Raw genomic sequence first — 17,549 nt, 5'->3', positions numbered from 1 at the left:
TGAAATACGGCTGGCCGCGGGTGCCGGGCAGTATACCCGGGGGACTGGCAGGTCGGCAGGTCATGCGTGCTCACCGCGCCCTCCCCGGGATCGCACAGAGCGCCTGCCCGATCACTGCTGCACGCTCAGTGCCCTTCGTAGGCGGGACACAAGAGTGTATGCATTCCCCTCCTCCGTGAAATGGAGGAGAATGGGAGGGGGCTTTCGAACAAGGACTGACGCCCCTCCCGACCTCTCCCGCAAGCAGGGGAGGAACTTGTTCGGAGGTTGCCAAGGATGCATCTCATCGCGATTTGTTGTATTTTCAGCACATGGCAGTTGGCAGAAGCCATGGCCTGCTGCCTGGTTCGAATGGGCGCCCGGGTGCCCACAATCGTTTTATTCTGTGCCCTGTCCAGCCAATGGCCCAGTAGGCGGAGCGGCCCGATCGCACCGCCGGCACCGAATAGAACCTGAAAGAAGATTGCCCGTGCCAGCCATTCAGATGTCCCCATTGCCTCACCGGAATGCGGTCTCTGCCTGACCTGGCCCGTTGAAACTGAATTTGCTCTGGTGCGCGCGCCAGTCCCGCCCGCTGCCGGCCATGCGCCTCGAGAATCGGCTGCAGACCCCGGACGGGAACGACCGAATCCGCCGCACGGGGCCACAACGAGATACCGACAATATGAAACGCATGCTGATCAACGCAACTCAGCCGGAAGAGTTGCGCGTAGCCATCGTGGATGGCCAGAAACTCTACAATCTCGATATCGAAGTCCCCGGCCGCGAACTCAAGAAGGCCAATATCTACAAGGGACGCATCACCCGCATCGAACCCAGCCTGGAGGCCGCCTTCGTCGACTACGGCGCCGAGCGCCATGGTTTCCTTCCGATGAAGGAGATCGCGCGCAGCTACTTCAGCGAGGAGGCGCAGGCCTCGGGCCGGCGCCCGAGCATCAAGGAGGCACTCAAGGAGGCACTCAAGGAGGGCCAGGAGCTCATCGTCCAGGTCGAAAAGGAAGAGCGCGGCAACAAGGGCGCGGCGCTCACCACCTTCCTCTCCCTGGCCGGTCGCTACCTTGTGCTGATGCCCAACAACCCGCGCGCCGGTGGCGTGTCGCGGCGCATCGAGGGCCAGGAACGCGCCGAGCTGCGTGAGGCCATGTCGCAGCTTGAGATCCCCGAAGGCATGGGCCTGATCGTGCGCACCGCCGGCATCGGCAAGCAGATCGAGGAACTGCAGTGGGACCTCGACTACCTGCTGCAGCTGTGGCGGGCCATCGAGGAATCGGCCGGCAAGCGCCCTGCCCCCTTCCTCATCTACCAGGAAAGCAACGTCATCATCCGCTCCATCCGCGATCACCTGCGCGCGGACATCGGCGAGATCCTGATCGACGACGAGGAGACCTTCAGCCAGGCGCGGCAATTCGTCCGCCAGGTGATGCCGCACAACGAGCGCAAGCTCAAGCTGTACGAGGACAAGGTCCCCTTGTTCTCGCGCTATCAGATCGAATCGCAGATCGAGTCGGCCTTCCAGCGCGAGGTGCGCCTGCCTTCCGGTGGCTCCATCGTCATCGACCACACCGAGGCGCTGACCTCCATCGACATCAACTCCTCGCGCGCCACCAAGGGCGCCGATATCGAGGAGACCGCGCTCAATACCAATCTCGAGGCGGCCGACGAGATCGCCCGTCAGCTGCGTCTGCGCGACCTGGGCGGTCTGTTCGTGATCGACTTCATCGACATGACCCCCTCGCGTCACCAGCGCGAGGTCGAGAACCGCCTGCGCGAGGCGATGAAGGAAGACCGCGCCCGGGTACAGATCGGCCGTATCTCACGCTTCGGCCTGCTGGAGATGTCGCGCCAACGCATCCGGCCCTCGCTGGGCGACTCGTCTGCCCAGGTGTGCCCGCGTTGCCAGGGCCAGGGCCTGATCCGCAGCGTCGATTCGCTGTCACTGTCCATCCTGCGCATCATCGAGGAAGAGGCCCTCAAGGAAGGCACCGGTCGTGTCAACGCCCAGTTGCCGGTCGAGGTCGCCACCTACCTGCTCAACGAGAAGCGTCGCCAGATCGCCGATATCGAGGCGCGCCACGGGGTCGAGGTGACCCTCATCCCCAACAAGTACATGGACACCCCTCATTACGAGATCGAGCGGATCCGCCGCCAGGACATGCGCCAGGACGACAAGCCGAGCTGGCAGAACGTGGCCCCCGAGCCACAGCCCGAGCTGCCGCCCAAGGCCGCGCCACCGACGCGCAGCGAAGAGCCGGCGGTCAAGCAGATTACTACTCCGGCGGCGCCTGCCCCCACCCCGGCTCCCCGGCAGGAAAAGGAAGCCCCGGCCGAACCGTCGTCCGGCAACAATGGCGGCAGCCTGATCAAGCGCATCATCAGTAGCATCTTTACCCCGCGCTCGGCCCCTTCGGAGGAGCCAGAGGCGCCGACCGAAGAAGAAAAGCCGCCCCAGCGCGAGACCCGCACCCGCAGCGAGCGCGGAGGCAACCGCAATGGCAACGGGCGCAGCCGCAGCCGCGGCGGTCGCGGCCGCGGACGCGGTGGACAGTCGCAGGCACGCAAGGGCCAGGTGTCAGATAAGGCCGGTGAACCCGCTGAAGCCAACGCCCCGGGAGCAGCGCCAGCTGGTGGTGAAAAGCCCCAGGAAGACAGCGCCGGCGAGACCCCGAAGCGCAGCTCGCGCCGTGGTCGGCGCGGCGGACGCCGGCGTCGCGGAGGCGGCGGTACGGGCAGCCCCGACAACACGGGTGCGCAGAAGACCGACGCTGACACCCAGTCGGTTGTTGAACCGCGTGAGCAGGGTGATCAGAAAGACAAGCCGGCATCGCACAGCCGGCAATCGCGTACACCTGCCGCCGCCCGGGAGACTGGCAAGCCCGCCGCACCGCCGGCAGCCGAGCGCCAGGACACGAAGCCCGCGGAATCTGGCACCGCAGCCTCGCCGTCACCGACAAGCGATGCGGGCAAGCCTGCACAAGGCAAAGACAGACCTGCCGCGCCCAAGGCGGAGTCCCCGGCCAAGGTGCAGGTTCCGCAAGAGAAAAAGCCTGCCGCGCAGAAGCCAGACACCCCGAGCGAGGCCAGGGCCCCGGCACAGGAAAAGCCTGCCGCACCCAAGCCGGAACACCACTCGGTCGAGGCCAAGGCCTCCTCCGCTCGTGCGGAAAAAGCCGTTGCACCGAAGCCGGCGGCTTCTGGCGAGGCCGGGGCGCCAGCACCGCGAGCGGAAGCGCCTGCCGCTCCCGCCAAGCCCGAAAAATCGGCCAGGCCGGAGACCGCGTCATCGAGTGATGCGTCACCGCCGCCACGCAAAGAAGAAAACGGCGGGGGCTGACACCTTCTTGCCGGAAGGCCTCGGCTGCCGTCCTGGCAAGTGGTGCCAATCAGGGGAAAAGATCTTTGGCACAGGTGAGTCTTTCAGCCTGGCATGCCGGAGAGGGCATGCCAGGCTGGGCGCCCGGCCTGGCAGGTGAGACGACCTGTCGGAGCGGCATCGGCCTCTACGACGGGTACGCCGCGTGTGTTCTCTCCCTCGCGACGAACTGTCCCGCCCCTGTGTCTCAGCTTCTTTCTGCTACCCTTTCACGCACATGCGCCAGCAGGCCCTCGGCGGCTTCCTCCACCAGGTCGAACACGTACTCGAAGCCCTGTACTCCCCCATAGTAGGGGTCCGGCACCTCGCGTTCGTGGCGTTGCGGGGCGAACTCCAGGAACAGCCGGACCTTGTGGGCATGTTGTGGCGGGCACTGCGAGCGCAGGATGGCGAGGTTGTCCTCATCCATCGCCAGGATGTAGTCGAAATGCTCGAAATCCCGGTCCTCGACCTGGCGCGCGCGCAGATCCGACAGCTCGATGCCGCGAGTTACCGCGGTGGCCTGGGCTCGCCGGTCGGGGGGATTGCCCACGTGATAGGCATGGGTGCCGGCCGAGTCGATGACGATACGGTCTTCCAGTCCCTCGCGACGTACCAGCTCGCGGAAGACCCCGTGAGCCGTAGGGGAACGGCAGATATTGCCCATGCAGACGAACAGAACCTTTACCATTGACATCACTCTCAGTTTTAAGAACCAGTCATCGGGATTACGTCATGAGCTCGCCCCTGCACCGCAATCTGCGCAAGCTGATCGGCCGGCGGTATCGTTACCTGTCGGACGACTGGGTCCTCATCGACATACTGGGCGATGAGGACTGCGTGGCGCTGCAACGTCTGCCGAGCGGTGGGCCCAACCCGCTGCAGACCGACCAGTACGGCCTTGCGCGGCGTCGCGTGCCCGAGACCCTCACCCTGCCCATCTCCAGCGCGGACGATCCCGACACCTACTCCGAGGAGTTGCTGCTGCTGTTCAGCGAAGGCGGCTGAACTCGGCGCAGACGCGTTCGTAGTCCTCCCGGCTGTCCACGCCGGCCGGTGGCGGCTCGTCCACGATGCCCACCGCGATACGCTCACCCGCCCATAGCACCCGCAGCTGCTCCAGGGCTTCGTCCTGCTCGATGGGGGCAGGCGACCATTCCAGGTAACGCTGCAGAAAACCCGCTCGGTAAGCGTAGATCCCCAGGTGGCGATACATGCCTTCCGGTCTCGCCTCGCCCTGTTCGAAGAGGCCGCGCTTCCAGGGTATGGGCGCGCGGCTGAAATACAGCGCCATGCCGTGCCGGTCGGTGACCAGCTTGACGACATTGCTGTCGAACACCTCATCGGCGTGCAGGGGCACACCCAGGGTGGCCATCGCCGCGTCGGGATGGACATGCAGGGTGGCAGCCACGCGATCGAGCAGTGCCGGCGGCATCAGCGGTTCATCGCCCTGCAGGTTGACCACCAGGGTGTCCTCGTCCCAATCCATGCGCCCGGCAACCTCGGCGATGCGATCGGTGCCGCTCTGGTGGTCCGCCGCAGTCAGGCAGACCTCGCCGCCGAAGGCGTGGACGGCCTCGGCAATACGTGGATCGTCGGTAGCCACCACCACGCGTGTCGCGGCGCTCTGCTGCGCTCGCTTCCAGACGTGCCGGATCATCGGTTGCCCGGCGATCTCCAGCAGGGGCTTGCCCGGCAGGCGCGTCGAGGCGAAACGCGCCGGGATCACCACGTGGTAGCGCATGCTCAGCCTTCGACCTCTTCGTCGGCCGGCAGCTCGCGTGCTTCCTCGAGCAGCATCACCGGGATGTCATCGCGGATCGGAAAGGCCAGGCGGTCGACCTTGCAGATCAGTTCTGCCGCCTCCTTGCGATAGACCAGCTTGCCCTTGCACAGCGGGCAGACCAGGATTTCCAGCAGTTTCTTGTCCATGGGATTCTCCTCGGGCCGGCAATCCGGCGAAAACGGCGGTGTCAGCGGTGCGCCTGTTCGCGCCGCGCCGGCAACTCGTCGAGCAGCCGTTCCAGACGCAGGATGAAGGGCGCTTCCGGCACCGCCTCGATACGCACCACCCAGGTATCGTCGCGGTGGATCAGACGACGGCATTTTACGGCATCCTTCTCCGTCATCAGCAAGGGCAGATCGTCGTCGAAGGCGAGATCGGCGACGCTGAAGTCGTGGTGATCGGGGAATGCCACGGCCTCGACCCGCAGCCCCTGGCGGCGCAACATGTCGAAAAAGCGCTCGGGCCGGCCGATGCCGGCAATGGCACGCACCCGGCGTCCGCGCCAGCCCTCGAGCGGATGCACCTGGCGTTCGTCGTTCAGGGCCACTGCCCCGGTCGGACGCATGCGCATCGCATGCGTGCCGCTTCGGCGTTCGCCGTTGCTGACCACCAGGTCCACTGAACGCAGGCGCGAGACCGGTTCGCGCAGCGGCCCGGCGGGCAGCATCAGGCCGTTGCCGAAGCCGCCCTGCCCGTCGATCACCACGATCTCGATGTCACGTGCCAGGGCGTAATGCTGCAAGCCGTCGTCGGCGATCACGATGTCGCAATCGGTGTGCGTCAGCAATGCCTCCACTGCCGCGCCCCGGTCCGGCCCCACGCACACCGGGCAGGTGCTCTGGCGTGCCAGCAGGACGGCCTCGTCACCGACCACCCTGGGGTCGCTGTCGGGCCGGACCTGCTGCGGCCAGTGCCGGGCGCAGCCGCCATAGCCGCGCGAGACAATGCCCGGACGCCAGCCCTGCCCGCGCAGCCACTGTGCCAGCCAGAGTACCAGCGGGGTCTTGCCACTGCCGCCAACGGTGAGATTGCCGACCACGATCACCGGACAGGGCGCGCGGTAGCTGCGCCGCAGGCCAAGGCGCCAGACGGCACGTCGCAACGCGACCAGCAGACGAAACAGCAATGCAAGGGAAAGGCCGAGCACCGCCAGCGCCCCGGTGCGCTGCCATTGCGATTCGATCCAATGTTGCAGGAAGCGGGACAAGCTCAGGGTCGCGTCTTGCTGTCCGATGATCCGCTGGCGGTTACGCTCAGCTTGCTCATGCCGAGCTGGGCGGCCACGTCCATGACGGTGACCATGGCCTGCAGGGGCGCCTTGCGGTCGCCGGTGACGATCACCGGGATGTCGAGATGACCGTCGGCAATCTTCTCCAGGGCGCGCCGCAGGGTCGCGGCATCGTGCGAGACCAGTTCCTGCTCGTTGACGTAGAAATGTCCCCTGGCGTCGATGGTGACCTCGATCCTGTCCGGCTGTGGAGACTTCTGCTCCACCGCCTCGGCCGAGGGTAGATCCACCTTCAGTTGCGACTGCTTGTCGAAAGTAGTCGAGACCATGAAGAAGATCAGCATCAGGAACACCACGTCGATCAGCGGCGTGATGTCGACGCGCGGCGGCTCGGGACGGCGAGGACGCATGTTCATGAATCAGCGCTCCCGTTCGCCCTGCATGACCTCGATCATCTTCATGGCCTGAGCCTCCATGCCGATCACCAGTTGATCCACCCGGCCACTGAGATAGCGGTGGAAGATGAGTGCCGGGATGGCCACGCTGAGACCGGCCGCGGTGGTGATCAGGGCCTCGGAGATGCCGCCGGCCAGTACTGCCGGATTGCCCACCCCGGCGGTGGTGATGGCAGTGAAGACCTTGATCATGCCGATCACGGTGCCCAGCAGGCCCAGCAGGGGCGTAATGGCGGAGATGGTGCCCAGCGTGTTGAGATAGCGCTCCAGCTCATGCACCACCTGGCGACCTTCTTCCTCGATGGCCTCCTTCATCACCTCGCGCGTGTGCTGGCGGTTGATCAGCCCGGCAGCGAGCACCCGCCCCAGCGGCGAGCCGTCACGAATGGTCGTGATAAACGCCGTGTTGAGTTTGCCCTTCTTGTAGAGCTGCCAGATCTGTGCGACCAGGTTCTCGGGGATGACCCGGGTGGTACGCAAGGCCCAGAGCCGCTCGCCGACGATCGCCATGGCGATCACCGAGCAGGCGATGATGGGCCACATCAGCAGACCGCCGGCCTTTACCAGTTCGAACACGCGCCTTCCCTCGTCGTGGTGAGTGGGACTGGCATGAATCATACTGGATGGAAAGACCGGCCCCAAGGCCATGCGTCGGCGACATGAGCATCCTGCGTACCGGATCACCCGGACGACTTACGGCGGTGACAGGCGGCAAGCCACGTCCCGCACTTGCCAATAACGGCGATGTTTCTCCGTGCGCGGCGTGATCGTCATGGCATGGGCATCGAGACGGACGTGCAGGCTGCCGCAGCCCAGCGCCGGTCCACTTCGGGACGCGGAAAGCGATAGCGGTTGCGATAGCCGGTGGCATAGACCACGTTTCGTGCCGCCACCGCCTTCACGAATGCGTCCAGGGACGAGGTCGTGCTGCCATGATGCCCCGCCACCACCAGGTCGAAGGGGGACCGGGAACGCACCCAGGGCAGCAATGCCCGTTCGACCGCGGTTTCGGCATCACCCGTCAGCAACACCCGCCCGCCCCGGCCCTCGATGGCGAGCACGCAGGAGGCGTTGTTGCCACGCCGCCGCGCGGCCCAGGGCGGTTGTACAAAGCGAAAACGCACCCCGTCCCAGGTCCAGTGTTCGCCGGCAGTGCAGCGGCGTGCCGGGATGGAGACCCGATGCGGCTCGCCATCGAGTACCTCGCCAATGCGGATCCCGCGCGCCAGGGCGGCGGCTGCGCCGGCGTGGTCACGATCGCCATGACTGAGCACGAGGCGGTCGATGGCCGTCACCCCGTGATGCCGCAACCAGGGCAGGATCACCGCGTCGGCCACGTTGAAGCCCCCCGGATAGGCCGGACCGGTGTCGTATATCAGCCGGTGCCCGGCAGTGCGTACCACCACGCTCAGGCCCTGCCCCACGTCGAGTACATGGATCTCGAAGTCACCGCTGGCCAGATCGGGCACGCGCGGCAGGTGCAATGCCAGCAACAACAGCAGGCCGGGCCAGCGCAGCCGCCAGCCCGGCGGGGCCAGTAGCGCCAGTGCCGCCAGGGACAGCAGAGCGATCGTCGCCGGGTCACCAGGCGGTCGGGGAAAGGTGGTGGCCAGCGCCGCGGCCTGTTGCAGGGCCGCCCAGAGCCAGTCGAACAGGGTCTGCACGCCGAGCAGCGGCAGGTCGGTCCAGCCCGACAGCGCCAGGGAAAGCAACAGCGCCGGCATCAGCAGCAGGCTGAACAATGGCACCAACAACAGGTTCACCGGCACCGACAGGGCCGCCGGCGGCATGTCGAAGGCCAGCAATACCGGATACAGCGCCAGCGTGATCCCGAGTTGTACGCCAAGCCATTGCTGCCAGACGGGTCTTCCCCGCAGGTGCGGCAGCAATGCCAGGATGGCCGCCACCGCGACGAAAGAAAGCCAGAAACCGGCATCGAGCAGGGTTGTCGGCTCCGTGGCCAGCACCAGAATCAGCACCACCGAAAAGGCGTCCGGCAGGGTCATGCGCTCCCGCCGCCAGAGCAGCCAGGCGGTCACGGCCAGCATCAGCAGGGCCCGCCGGGCGGGCACGCCGAAACCCGAGGCGAAGGCATAGAAGGTGGCGCATCCCAGGCCCAGTGATACGGCCACGAGACGTGCCGGGATACGCCGGCAGGCTGGCGTGCGTCGCCAGGTCCAGCCCGCCAAACCGCCGGCCAGCGCAGCGATCAGGCCGATGTGCAGGCCGGAGATGGCCAGCAGGTGACTGGTGCCGGTCCGTTGCAGGACCTGGCGCATGGTGTTGCCGATCCCGCTGCGGTCCCCGAGTGTCAGTGCCAGCAGCAGTGCCTGCCCAGCCCCCTCGCGGGTATGCGCCAACAACGCGTCGCGCCATCCCTGGCGCAGACGCTCCAGCCAGCAACAGGCGTCTTCGTCCAGCAACTGCCGTTCACCGCGGGACACGTATCCCCGGTAACGGATGCCCTGCCGGTACAGCCAGCCGGCATAGTCCCAGCTGCTGGCATTGCGATAACCGTGCACGGGACGCAGGCGTACCGTCGTGCGCCAGCGTTGTCCCACCTTCAGGGAGGGGGCGCCGCGCCACGACAGGCGCACACGCCACTCGCCGTGCATCGTCTCACCCTGCCGTTCGAGCCGGTCGATGCGCACCACCAGCCGGGTGATGCCCTGACGCACCACCGGCAGACGCTCGACCACCCACTCTGCCTGCCAGTCGGCGCGCTCGACCGGCCAGGGCAAGGCGGGCGGCCACATCACCAAGGCGTGTGTCGCGGCAATCGACCAGCCGGCCAGCGCCCACGGCAGCCAGGCGAGGCCAGTTCGGCCGCGCAGCACGACAGCGAGCAGCAGCGCCACCCCGGCGACCAGCGCCACGATATCCCGGGCGGGCAATACGGCGGCCCGTTGCAGCCACCAGCAACCCAGTAGAAAGAATCCGGCCTTCCCTGGCATCGGACAGATTCGGTTGATTGGACTTCCGCCCGATTCTACTACCGGGCGCCCCGGGGCGGGACCTGCTCCCGCTTGCGCTCCGCTGGTCAGTCATTACTGAAAAAACCCTAAGTAAAACGACCCTCAGCGGGTCTCAGGGCGTTCAGCCACAAGGCGCACAGGCAGCAGGCATGGCCATTCCATGTCAAGCCAGTGCAACACCGTGGATGGACGCCCTGAGGCCCGCCCATGGGGAGCGCTCTGAGCGTTGCTTTACTTGGGGTTGTCTCAGTATGCTGGGCGCATGCCATATCCGCTGCCATTGCACATCCTCGAGGCCTGGTCCGGCCATCGGGCAGGCAACCAATGAACACACCGCGCCACGCGCCCATGGACCGCTTCCCCGTTGCCGGCGGCGAACTGCAGGTTGGCGGCGTGCCGCTGCGCGCGCTGGCCGAACGGGTCGGGCGCACGCCCTTCTATGCCTACGACCGGCGCGTGATCGACGAACAGGTGGCGCTGCTGCGGCGCTGCCTGCCCGAAGCGGTCCGCCTGCACTACGCGATCAAGGCCAACCCCCTGCCGGCACTGGTCCGGCACCTGGCCGGGCGGGTGGATGGCCTGGACGTGGCCTCGCTTGCCGAGCTGCACCTGGCGCTGGATACGGGGCTTCCCGCGCCGGCCATCAGCTTTGCCGGCCCCGGCAAGACCGACGAGGAACTGGCGGCCGCGACGCGCGGCGGAGTCATCCTCAACGTCGAATCCGCTGGCGAGCTGGAACGCCTGGCGACCATCGGTGAGCGCCTGGGAGAGCGTCCGCGGGTGGCGCTGCGGGTGAATCCCGACTTCGAACTGCGCGGTTCCGGCATGAAGATGGGCGGTGGCGCACGCCCGTTCGGCATCGACGCCGAGCAGGTGCCGGCGCTGTTGCGACGCGTTGCCGCGCTGGACATGGAATGGCTGGGCTTTCATATCTTCAGCGGTTCACAGAACCTGGGTGCCGAGGCCATCGCCGAGGCCCAGCGTCTGACCCTGGAGCTGGCCCGGCGGCTGGCGAGCGACGCCCCTGCCCCGCTGCGTTGGCTGAACATCGGTGGTGGCCTGGGCATCCCCTACTTTCCCGGCGAATCACGGCTCGACCCGGTGCCGATCGGCGAGCGCCTGGGTGAACGGCTGTCGGCCCTGCAACAGGCCCATCCCGACGTCGAGGTGGTGATGGAGCTGGGCCGCTTTCTGGTCGGCGAGGCCGGCATCTATGTATGCAAGGTGATCGATCGCAAGGTCTCGCGCGGCGAGGTGTTCCTGGTCACCAACGGCGGCATGCACCACCACCTGGCGGCCTCCGGCAACCTGGGCCAGGTGGTGCGCCGCAACTTCCCGGTGGCCGTCGGCAACCGCATGGACCAGCCGGTCGACACCGAGTGCCACGTGGTCGGCCCACTCTGCACTCCGCTGGACATCCTCGCGTCGAAAGTGCGGCTGCCTGCGGCCGGCCCTGGCGACCTGATCGTGGTGTTCCAGTCCGGCGCCTACGGCCTGAGCGCCAGTCCCACCGGGTTCCTCGGGCATCCCGTGGCGGCGGAGATCCTGGTCTGAGCGGCCAGCCCGGATAGTGCACCGGCCGGGAACCCAAGAGCAGGCGCGGCTTTCAGTCCTCGAGCAACGCGCCTACGTGATCGGCGAGCGTACCCAGGGTCTCGAAGGTCTCGGCGTCCACGTCGTCCAGGCGGACACCGAAATGCGCCTCCAGGGCAGCGATCAGTTCGGCCACCGAAAGCGAATCGAATTCCGGCAGCGCTCCCAGCAACGGCGTCTCGCGCCCACCTGCCAGCGCCTCGGGCGGCAACCGCAGCACCGAACGCACGATTTCTGTCACCTCGTCGAATACGGACATGGCTGGCCTCGTCTTGCAGGGGGCGCCAGTCTAACCGGCATGTGCATCGTTGCAAGACCCTGTCCCTTTTCCGAAACTGGTCAGACCTGCCGTTCGGGAATGGCATTCCTTTCGGGATTCGGAGCCAGGATGGGCCGTGGTTATAATCCCGCTCGCCAGCAACAGCCGAGCCTTTCCGTGCCCACGACTGCCCCCAGCCTGCTCCATGACCTCGTCCGGCACACCGCCGAGCACCACGGTGCCTTGCCGGCACTGGTGCACGATGCCACGCAGCTCACCTACAGCGAGCTGGCCTCTGCCATCGAGCGCACGGCCGCCGGGCTGCGCCGTCTGGGGGTGCGTCCCGACGAGCGGGTCGCGGTGTACCTGCCGAAGATCCCGGAGGCGGTAATCGCGCTGTTTGCCGCCCCCCTGGCCGGTGGCGTCATGGTGCCGATCAACCCGGTACTCAAGGCGGCGCAGGTGGCGCACATCCTGCGCGACTGCAATGTACGCCTTCTCGTCACCTCGGCGGAACGTGCCGAGGCACTGCGCACCGTGTTGCGCGACTGCCGCGACCTGCAGGTGGTGGTGATCACTGGGGACAAATTGCCCGATGAGCCCCTGCCGGGGGTCGCCACCCATGGCTGGCGCACGCTCGACGAGGCCGAACCCGCCGAGCCGCCGCGGCGCATCGACAGTGACATGGCGGCCATCTTCTACACCTCGGGCAGCACCGGGGCGCCGAAGGGCGTGGTGCTGTCGCACCGCAACCTGGTCAGCGGGGCGGCGAGCGTCAACGCCTACCTGCACAACGGACCGGAGGACCGGCTGTTGGCCGTGCTGCCCCTGAGCTTCGACTACGGTTTCACCCAGCTCACCACGGCTTTTGCGGCCGGGGCCTTGGTGGTGTTGCTGGAATACCTGCTGCCAAGGGACCTGCTCCGCGCCGTGGTTCGCTACCGCATCACGGGTCTGGCCGCGGTGCCCGCGCTGTGGAGCCGCCTGGCGCGCGAAACCTGGCCGCCCGAGGCGGCAGCCAGTCTGCGCTACCTGACCAGCTCCGGCGGGGTCATGCCGGTGCCGGTGATCCAGGCTTTGCGCCAGGCCTTGCCGGATACACAGATCCACCTGATGTACGGCCTCACCGAGGCCTTCCGCTCCACCGCCCTGCCACCGGAGGAGATCGACCGGCGACCCGGCTCCATCGGCCTGCCCATCCCCAACGCCGAGGTCATGGTGGTGCGCGAGGACGGCAGCGAGTGTGAACCGGAAGAGATCGGCGAGCTGGTGCATCGCGGCAGCCTGGTGGCCCTGGGCTACTGGAACGATCCCGAGCGTACCGCCGAGCGTTTCCGCCCTGCGCCGCGCCGACCGCTGGGCCTGCCCCTGCCGGAGATCGCGGTGTGGTCGGGCGACCGTGCCTGGCGCGACACGGAGGGTTACCTGTATTTCGCCGGGCGCGAGGACGAGCTGATCAAGACCTCGGGCTACCGCGTCAGCCCGAACGAGATCGAGGGCCCGGTGCTGGCCTCGGGCCGGGTGGCCGAGGCCACGGCCTTTGGTGTACCCGATGCCGAGCTTGGCCAGGCCATCGTGCTCGCGGTCACCGGGGCCGAGACCGCGGAGGTGGTACAGGCGGTGTGCCGCGAACAACTGCCGAACTACATGCAGCCGCGGCGGGTGTGGTGCCTGGACGAACTGCCGCGCACACCCAACGGCAAGATCGACCGCCAGGCCTTGCGCACGCGTTACGCCGAGCATATCGAGGAAAGGTAGGAGCGACGTCCTCGTCGCGAACATTCGGCCCGAGGACGGGCCTCCTACAGGCAGGAGCGGCGTCCTCGTCACGAACGGGCCTCCCTCGGTAGGAGCGACGTCCTCGTCGCGAATATTCGGCCCGAGGACGCCCCCCCCTGCCGGTTCAGGCCACGAAGGCCTTGCCCTGCAATTCACGCAGCCGGTCGCGCACCCGCGCCGCTTCCTCGAACTTGAGTTCGCGCGCCAGGGCGTGCATCTCCTTTTCCAGGCGCTTGATCTCGCGTGCCGCGGCCAGCGGGTCCAGCGGCGCCTCGTACTCGCCCTTCCCTTCGGCGACCTTCTGATAGCGCCGGGCGATGGCCCCGCCACCGGGCACCGCGGTCTCCATGATGTCGGCCACGCTCTTCTCCACCGTCTTCGGCGTGATGCCGTGCGCCTCATTGAAGGCAAGTTGCTTGCGCCGGCGACGCTCGGTCTCGTCGATGGCCCTTCGCATTGAACCGGTGATCTCGTCGGCATACAGGATGGCCTTGCCCCGGGCATTGCGCGCGGCGCGGCCAATGGTCTGGATCAGCGCACCCTCGGAACGCAGGAAGCCCTCCTTGTCGGCATCGAGGATGGCCACCAGCGAAACCTCGGGCATATCCAGGCCCTCGCGCAGCAGGTTAATGCCCACCAGCACGTCGAATTCGCCCAGGCGCAGGTCGCGGATGATCTCCACCCGCTCCACGGTGTCGATGTCCGAGTGCAGGTAGCGCACCCGAATGTCGTGTTCCATCAGGTAGTCGGTCAGATCCTCGGCCATGCGCTTGGTGAGCGTGGTCACCAGCACCCGGTCGCCCATTGCCACCCGGGCGTTGATCTCCGAGAGCAGATCGTCCACCTGGGTGCTGGCCGGGCGCACCTCCACTTCGGGATCGATCAGGCCGGTGGGACGTACCACCTGCTCGACCACCGCGCCGGAGTGCTCGATCTCGTAGTCGCGCGGGGTGGCCGAGACGTAGATGGTCTGTGGCGCGCGCGCCTCGAACTCCTCGAAGCGCAGCGGCCGGTTGTCCAGTGCCGAGGGCAGGCGGAAGCCATATTCGACCAGGGTCTCCTTGCGCGAACGGTCGCCCCGGTACATGCCGCCGAGCTGGGGGATGGTCACGTGTGACTCGTCCACCACCAGCAGGGCGTTGGCCGGCAGATAGTCGAACAGGGTCGGCGGACCCTCGCCCGGCGCGCGACCCGAGAGGTAGCGCGAGTAGTTCTCGATGCCCGAGCAGTAGCCCAGCTCCAGCATCATCTCGATGTCGAACATCGTGCGCTGTTCCAGGCGCTGGGCCTCGAGCAGCTTGCCGGCCTCGCGCAACTGCGCCAGGCGCTCCTTCAGTTCCGCCTTGATCTGGTCCACCGCCTCGAGAATGATCTCGCGCGGGGTCACGTAATGGGTCTTCGGATAGATGGTGTAGCGCGGCACCCGCTGGCGCACCTCGCCGGTGAGCGGATCGAACAGCGACAGGGCCTCGATCTCGTCGTCGAACAGCTCGATGCGTACTGCCTCGTCTTCCGATTCGGCGGGGAAGACATCGATGATCTCGCCGCGCACCCGGTAGGTACCGCGCGCCAGCTCCATGTCGTTGCGCGTGTACTGCATGTCGGCCAGACGACGCAGGATGCGGCGTTGGTCCATCTGCTCGCCGCGCGACAGGTGCAGTACCATACTCAGGTACTGGCGGGGATCGCCCAGGCCGTAGATCGAGGACACCGTGGCCACGATGATGCTGTCCGGCCGCTCGAGCAGGGCCTTGGTGGCCGACAGCCGCATCTGCTGCACGTGCTCGTTGAGCGAGGCGTCCTTCTCGATGAAGGTGTCGGTCGAGGGCACATAGGCCTCGGGCTGGTAGTAGTCGTAGTACGAAACGAAGTACTCCACCGCGTTGTGCGGGAAGAATTCGCGGAATTCACCGTAGAGCTGGGCGGCGAGCGTCTTGTTCGGCGCCAGGATCAGGGTCGGTCGCTGCACCTGCTCGATCACCTTGGCGACAGTGAAGGTCTTGCCCGACCCGGTCACCCCGAGCAGGGTCATGCCGGCCTCGCCATCGTTCAGTCCCTCGACCAGGCGCCGGATCGCCTCCGGCTGGTCGCCGGCCGGCTCGAAGCGACTGACCAGTTCGAATCTTTTTGTCATCTTCAGGGTGCCCGCGGGAGAGATCGTCCGTTATGATAGCAACGAACAGAAATCGTTCCCGACACGCCGGAAAACCCCAGAATGAGCATCAAACTTTCTGCCCGCGTCCAGTCCGTCAAGCCCTCCCCCACCCTCGCCATCACTGCCCGCGCCGCTGCCATGCGTGCCGAGGGCCGCGACGTGATCGGCCTGGGTGCCGGCGAGCCTGATTTCGATACGCCCGAACACATCAAGGAGGCGGCCATCGCCGCTATCCGCAAAGGCCAGACCAAGTACACGGCGGTGGACGGCACCCCGTCGCTCAAGCAGGCCATCATCGACAAGTTCCGGCGCGACAACGGACTGGAATACACCCCGGAGCAGATCCTGGTCTCCTGCGGCGGCAAGCAGAGTTTCTACAACCTGGCGCAGGCGGTGCTCGACCGCGGCGACGAGGTGATCATCCCCGCGCCCTACTGGGTGTCCTACCCTGACATGGTGCTGCTCGCCGAGGCCGAGCCGGTGCTGGTGCATGCCGGTGCCGAACAGCGTTTCAAGATGACGCCGGCGCAACTGCGTGGTGCCATCACCGAGCAGACCCGGCTGGTGGTCATCAACAGCCCGTCCAACCCCACCGGCATGGCCTACAGCCGCGAGGAACTGGAAGCACTGGGCGAGGTGTTGCGCGAGCATCCGCGCATCCTTATCGCCACCGACGACATGTACGAGCACATCGTCTGGAAGAAAGGCAGCTTCGTGAACATCCTCGACGCCTGCCCCGATCTGGCCGATCGCACCCTGGTGCTCAATGGCGTCTCCAAGGCCTATTCCATGACCGGCTGGCGCATCGGCTATGCCGGCGGCCCGGCCGAGATCATCAAGGCCATGAAAAAGATCCAGTCGCAGAGCACCTCCAACCCGTCCTCGATCTCGCAGGCCGCCGCCGAGGCGGTGCTGAACGGGCCGCAGGACTGCATCGCCGAGATGCTGGTGCACTTCAAGGCACGGCACGATCACGTGGTCGAGCGCCTCAACGCCATCCCCGGCATCGACTGCCTGGCCACCGACGGCACCTTCTACGTCTTCCCTTCGGTGAGCGGCCTGATCGAGCGCATCGACGGCGTGAAGAACGACCTCGAGCTGGCCGAGCACCTGATCGAGCAGGCCGGTGTGGCCGTGGTGCCTGGTACGGCCTTCGGCCTGGGCGGGCACATGCGCATCTCCATCGCCACCAGCATGGAGAACCTGGACGCCGCGCTGGATCGCATCGAGGCCGTCGCCAAGGGCTGATCAAGCCTCACCCTGGCAGGGGTCACCGACCCTGTCAGGGTATTTACGGGAAAGGGCAGGAACTGCGTCCCTGCCGCGAACAACGCGATTTCAGGCGGCCAGGGAAGGCCGCCTGCAAGCAATGACAAGGAGGGTCCGACATGGATGTCTGCCACCTTGCTGCCCGCGTGCGCGGGTTCAGCGTCATCGAGCTGTTCATCACCCTTGGCGTGGGGATCATCCTGCTTGCTGCGGGAGTCCCGGCCTGGCGTCACCTTCAAGCAGACAACCGGCTGGCCAGCGCACAACGGGACTACGCGCGCCTGCTGCGCCTGGCGCGCAGCACGGCCGTCCAGCGTCGCCTGCCGACAGTACTCTGCCCCAGTACCGATGGCCAGCAATGTCACCGCGACTACCGTCACTGGCAGGACGGCATTCTGCTCTTCGCGGACAGCGACGGTGACGGAAAGCGCGATCGCGATGAAGCGGTGCTCGCCGTGCAGCAGGCAATCGCGGGCGTGGTGGTCCAGGGCAGCAAGGGACGGCCCAGGGTACGCTTCCGCGCCAGCGGCGATGCTGTCGGCAGCAACCTGAGCCTGCGCTTCTGCTCGCCGGTCGATCCCGGCATGAACCGCGCCCTGATTCTCTACGGCAGTGGCCGTCTGCGAAGCGCCGACAGGCTGCCCGACGGGTCCACGATAAGCTGCGACGACTAGTTTGACGCCTGCTGTTTGACGGATATC

At 66.7% G+C, this 17,549-nt stretch carries 15 protein-coding genes; 6 read left to right on the top strand and 9 right to left on the bottom strand.

The window, feature by feature from the left end:
* Positions 1-664: 664 nt before the first annotated feature.
* A complete protein-coding gene (gene rne / locus EBS_RS05970) occupies positions 665-3,331 on the top strand; it encodes a ribonuclease E (protein ID WP_081999850.1) in 2,667 nt (888 codons plus the stop codon).
* 226 nt (positions 3,332-3,557) lie between these two features.
* Here rne and EBS_RS05965 read toward each other — a convergent pair whose 3' ends face one another.
* Positions 3,558-4,046, bottom strand: a complete 489-nt coding sequence (locus EBS_RS05965; RefSeq protein WP_043107770.1) for a low molecular weight protein-tyrosine-phosphatase — start codon at positions 4,044-4,046, stop codon at positions 3,558-3,560.
* 38 nt (positions 4,047-4,084) lie between these two features.
* On the opposite strand from EBS_RS05965, the gene EBS_RS05960 reads away from it, so the two are divergent.
* Complete coding sequence (locus EBS_RS05960) at positions 4,085-4,357, top strand: hypothetical protein (protein ID WP_043107769.1); 273 nt, start codon at positions 4,085-4,087, stop codon at positions 4,355-4,357.
* Here EBS_RS05960 and kdsB read toward each other — a convergent pair.
* The 6 genes from kdsB to EBS_RS05930 form a co-directional block, all read right to left on the bottom strand.
* The gene (gene kdsB, locus EBS_RS05955) at positions 4,341-5,099 is read right to left on the bottom strand and encodes a 3-deoxy-manno-octulosonate cytidylyltransferase (protein WP_043107768.1); all 759 of its coding nucleotides are present in this window, start codon (positions 5,097-5,099) and stop codon (positions 4,341-4,343) included. The two genes, EBS_RS05960 and kdsB, sit on opposite strands and share 17 nt — an antisense overlap.
* The gene (locus EBS_RS05950) at positions 5,096-5,281 is read right to left on the bottom strand and encodes a Trm112 family protein (protein ID WP_043107766.1); all 186 of its coding nucleotides are present in this window, start codon (positions 5,279-5,281) and stop codon (positions 5,096-5,098) included. Before EBS_RS05950 ends, kdsB begins: the two co-directional genes overlap by 4 nt.
* A gap of 41 nt (positions 5,282-5,322) precedes the next feature.
* On the bottom strand, positions 5,323-6,342 hold the full coding sequence (lpxK, locus tag EBS_RS05945; protein ID WP_171816197.1) for a tetraacyldisaccharide 4'-kinase: 1,020 nt from the start codon (positions 6,340-6,342) through the stop codon (positions 5,323-5,325).
* A gap of 2 nt (positions 6,343-6,344) precedes the next feature.
* Positions 6,345-6,779, bottom strand: a complete 435-nt coding sequence (locus EBS_RS05940) for an ExbD/TolR family protein (protein WP_043107763.1) — start codon at positions 6,777-6,779, stop codon at positions 6,345-6,347.
* Positions 6,780-6,782: 3 nt separating this feature from the next.
* A complete protein-coding gene (locus tag EBS_RS05935) occupies positions 6,783-7,394 on the bottom strand; it encodes a MotA/TolQ/ExbB proton channel family protein (protein ID WP_043109344.1) in 612 nt (203 codons plus the stop codon).
* Positions 7,395-7,588: 194 nt separating this feature from the next.
* Positions 7,589-9,772 carry a DNA internalization-related competence protein ComEC/Rec2 gene (locus tag EBS_RS05930; protein WP_081999849.1) on the bottom strand — a complete coding sequence of 728 codons (2,184 nt, stop codon included), beginning with the start codon at positions 9,770-9,772 and terminating at the stop codon, positions 7,589-7,591.
* Between the two features lie 345 nt (positions 9,773-10,117).
* Between EBS_RS05930 and EBS_RS05925 the strand changes: the two genes are divergently transcribed.
* Entirely contained in the window at positions 10,118-11,347 is a 1,230-nt protein-coding gene (locus EBS_RS05925) for a pyridoxal-dependent decarboxylase, exosortase A system-associated (protein ID WP_043107762.1), read from the top strand.
* Positions 11,348-11,399: 52 nt separating this feature from the next.
* Here EBS_RS05925 and EBS_RS05920 read toward each other — a convergent pair whose 3' ends face one another.
* The gene (locus EBS_RS05920) at positions 11,400-11,645 is read right to left on the bottom strand and encodes an acyl carrier protein (RefSeq protein WP_043107761.1); all 246 of its coding nucleotides are present in this window, start codon (positions 11,643-11,645) and stop codon (positions 11,400-11,402) included.
* Positions 11,646-11,822: 177 nt separating this feature from the next.
* On the opposite strand from EBS_RS05920, the gene EBS_RS05915 reads away from it, so the two are divergent.
* Positions 11,823-13,403: an acyl-CoA ligase (AMP-forming), exosortase A system-associated gene (locus tag EBS_RS05915; RefSeq protein WP_269446339.1), complete on the top strand. Its 1,581-nt coding sequence runs from the start codon at positions 11,823-11,825 to the stop codon at positions 13,401-13,403.
* Positions 13,404-13,548: 145 nt separating this feature from the next.
* On the opposite strand, the gene uvrB is transcribed toward EBS_RS05915, so the two are convergent.
* On the bottom strand, positions 13,549-15,558 hold the full coding sequence (gene uvrB / locus EBS_RS05910; RefSeq protein ID WP_043107760.1) for an excinuclease ABC subunit UvrB: 2,010 nt from the start codon (positions 15,556-15,558) through the stop codon (positions 13,549-13,551).
* 81 nt (positions 15,559-15,639) lie between these two features.
* On the opposite strand from uvrB, the gene EBS_RS05905 reads away from it, so the two are divergent.
* Together EBS_RS05905 and EBS_RS05900 are read left to right on the top strand one after the other, a co-directional pair.
* Positions 15,640-16,827, top strand: a complete 1,188-nt coding sequence (locus EBS_RS05905; protein WP_043107759.1) for a pyridoxal phosphate-dependent aminotransferase — start codon at positions 15,640-15,642, stop codon at positions 16,825-16,827.
* A 140-nt stretch (positions 16,828-16,967) separates the two neighbouring features.
* Positions 16,968-17,522, top strand: a complete 555-nt coding sequence (locus EBS_RS05900) for a GspH/FimT family pseudopilin (RefSeq protein ID WP_052199349.1) — start codon at positions 16,968-16,970, stop codon at positions 17,520-17,522.
* Positions 17,523-17,549: the final 27 nt, after the last annotated feature.

Origin of the sequence: endosymbiont of unidentified scaly snail isolate Monju, from assembly GCF_000801295.1 — a bacterium.
Classification (GTDB): domain Bacteria; phylum Pseudomonadota; class Gammaproteobacteria; order Chromatiales; family Chromatiaceae; genus MONJU.
The sequence above is the reverse complement of the archived record's forward strand: the minus strand, read 5'-3'. Positions and strand labels throughout refer to the sequence as shown.

What these genes read in the sequence shown, in the direction of transcription:
- EBS_RS05930 (WP_081999849.1), bottom strand. Translation starts at nt 9,772, where the DNA reads ATGCCAGGGAAGGCCGGATTCTTTCTACTGGGTTGCTGGTGGCTGCAA.
- EBS_RS05925 (WP_043107762.1), top strand. Translation starts at nt 10,118, where the DNA reads ATGAACACACCGCGCCACGCGCCCATGGACCGCTTCCCCGTTGCCGGC.
- EBS_RS05905 (WP_043107759.1), top strand. Translation starts at nt 15,640, where the DNA reads ATGAGCATCAAACTTTCTGCCCGCGTCCAGTCCGTCAAGCCCTCCCCC.
- uvrB (WP_043107760.1), bottom strand. Translation starts at nt 15,558, where the DNA reads ATGACAAAAAGATTCGAACTGGTCAGTCGCTTCGAGCCGGCCGGCGAC.
- EBS_RS05920 (WP_043107761.1), bottom strand. Translation starts at nt 11,645, where the DNA reads ATGTCCGTATTCGACGAGGTGACAGAAATCGTGCGTTCGGTGCTGCGG.
- EBS_RS05940 (WP_043107763.1), bottom strand. Translation starts at nt 6,779, where the DNA reads ATGAACATGCGTCCTCGCCGTCCCGAGCCGCCGCGCGTCGACATCACG.
- EBS_RS05960 (WP_043107769.1), top strand. Translation starts at nt 4,085, where the DNA reads ATGAGCTCGCCCCTGCACCGCAATCTGCGCAAGCTGATCGGCCGGCGG.
- EBS_RS05900 (WP_052199349.1), top strand. Translation starts at nt 16,968, where the DNA reads ATGGATGTCTGCCACCTTGCTGCCCGCGTGCGCGGGTTCAGCGTCATC.
- EBS_RS05965 (WP_043107770.1), bottom strand. Translation starts at nt 4,046, where the DNA reads ATGTCAATGGTAAAGGTTCTGTTCGTCTGCATGGGCAATATCTGCCGT.
- rne (WP_081999850.1), top strand. Translation starts at nt 665, where the DNA reads ATGAAACGCATGCTGATCAACGCAACTCAGCCGGAAGAGTTGCGCGTA.
- EBS_RS05950 (WP_043107766.1), bottom strand. Translation starts at nt 5,281, where the DNA reads ATGGACAAGAAACTGCTGGAAATCCTGGTCTGCCCGCTGTGCAAGGGC.